The organism is Hydrogenivirga sp. 128-5-R1-1 (assembly GCF_000171895.1).
Genome location: NZ_ABHJ01000154.1, coordinates 1 through 2,211, shown reverse-complemented (window position 1 = coordinate 2,211; position 2,211 = coordinate 1). Strand labels below are relative to the sequence as shown.

Sequence of the window (2,211 nt, the reverse complement as noted above, 5' to 3'; positions counted from 1 at the left end):
TTATTGCCCCAATATACTCTGAAGGAGTAATTATGCTCGCTTCAATATACGGCTCAAGTATAGCATCTATTTTAGTAGGTTCTGGAAGCTGAGATGGGTTTCTTATCTCTATTTCTTCTCCAGTTTTTAATCTGACTTTGTAAATAACATTTGGTGCAGTTGTAATAAGCTCTATATTATATTCTCTTTCCAGTCTTTCCTGCACTATTTCCATATGAAGAAGTCCTAAAAATCCACATCTAAACCCAAGACCAAGTGCAGGAGAGCTTTCAATTTCATAAGTTAGTGCAGCATCATTTATTGAGTACTTTTCAAGGGCATCTCTCATATCTTCAAATGTTGTAGAGCCTGTTGGATAAAGACCTGCGTATACCATAGGTTTTGCCGGTCTAAAACCGGGTATTGGCTGAGGAGCAGGATTTCTTGCATCTGTTATAGTATCACCAACTCTAATATCTTTAACATCTTTAATAGAAGCAGCTATATACCCGACATCTCCAGCTTTCATTTCGTCTAAGGCTGTCATCTTAGGCATTTGAGCTCCAACTTCTGTAACATCAAATTCCTTACCTGTAGACATAAGTCTTATTCTTGTTCCCTTTTTTACCTGTCCGTCCATAATTCTTACAAATGCAACTGCTCCTCTATAAGGGTCGTAGTAAGAATCAAAAATAAGGGCTTTTAAAGGTTTATTTTCATCTCCTTCAGGAGGTGGAATTTTATTAACAATAGCTTCTAGTATTTCTTCTATACCTATTCCAGCTTTGCCAGATGCAAGTATTGCTTCTTCTGGGTCAAGTCCTAGTACTTCTTCTATTTGCTGCTTTATTCTATCAACATCAGCTGATGGAAGGTCTATTTTGTTTATTACAGGAATTATTTCTAAATCTAGATTTAAAGCTTGCCAAAAAGTGGCGAGTGTCTGGGCTTCTATTCCTTGAGTAGCATCTATTAAAAGAAGAGCCCCTTCACAAGCTGCGAGTGAACGGGAAACCTCGTATCCAAAATCCACGTGCCCCGGCGTGTCTATAAGGTGAAGCGTATATTCATTTTGATCTTTTGCTTTATATTTGAGTCTTACAGCCTGAAGTTTTATTGTAATGCCTCTTTCCCTTTCAATGTCCAAACTGTCAAGGAGCTGGTCTTTTTTTTCTCTTTCTTCAACGGCTCCGCAAAATTCCATTAATCTATCTGCAAGTGTAGATTTGCCGTGGTCAACATGGGCTATTATAGAAAAGTTTCTTATATATTTAAGTCTGTCAGACATTAAGTCCTCCGATTTTTTAAGAAAGTAAGTATATTATTTTATCTTATTTTTCAAGTACAACCCAGACATACAAATCTCCAGTTTTAGGATCTATCCATTCATCTTTAACTACAGTGTTTCTTAAATAAGCTGATGCTTCTTGTTTTGACAAAGATTTAAGTTTAGATTTGTAAATTTCATAATCTTTTTTACTTATTCTTAGTTTTTCTGTATAAATTTCAGCATTTACTAAAAGTCTTATCTGTTTTGCTAAATTTGATTGAGCTATCATTATAGCTATTCTTTTTTGCTGTGGATAACCGCCTCTTTGTGGCTTTTTTGCAATACCTACAGCTCCCAGATATCCTCCATAATTTGGATTATAAACCCATACTGGCAAACCATTTTTCATTGGATATTTAGTTTTTATTTTCCTTTCAACTTTTTTAGGTTTTTCCTTTTTAACAATTTCAGGTTGTTTTTTAACTGTTGTTTTTTTCTTTACTGTAGGCATTATTGCTTCTTCTTTTGTTTCAGGAAGTGTTAATTCCTCAGGTTTTTTTTCTGCTTCTCTTTCAAGTTCTTCAAAGTTAGCCTGTGATTTTTTTAAAATTTGAGCTTTTCTTTCAGCAGATAAAGTTTTTTTAACATTTCCAGGTTTTTTTTCGGCACAAGAAATCAATATTGCTGAAATAATTAAAATGCCAGTAAATTTTTTCATGATAAACCCCTCTATAAAATTTTAGTTTAAAATAATTTTTAATCCAAAAGACAGCAAGTTGCAAATTTCAGGTAAAATTCACTTGTCAAAATAAAACTGTAATACTATTATTATTTAAAAAAAGGGAGGAAAGGATATGAAAAAAGCGAAAATCTTACAATCAATTGCTTTCTCATCTTTTTTAATCTTTTCAATTAATTCATGTGGACCCAAAAAAATTGACCCATCTGCTTTGCCTATAACT

At 33.5% G+C, this 2,211-nt stretch carries 2 protein-coding genes; both read right to left on the bottom strand.

The window, feature by feature from the left end:
- A partial coding sequence (gene lepA / locus HG1285_RS04005) for a translation elongation factor 4 (protein WP_008288743.1) occupies positions 1-1,267 on the bottom strand: 1,267 nt, incomplete at its 3' end.
- A 43-nt stretch (positions 1,268-1,310) separates the two neighbouring features.
- Positions 1,311-1,967, bottom strand: a complete 657-nt coding sequence (locus HG1285_RS04010; protein WP_008288742.1) for an LPP20 family lipoprotein — start codon at positions 1,965-1,967, stop codon at positions 1,311-1,313.
- Positions 1,968-2,211: the final 244 nt, after the last annotated feature.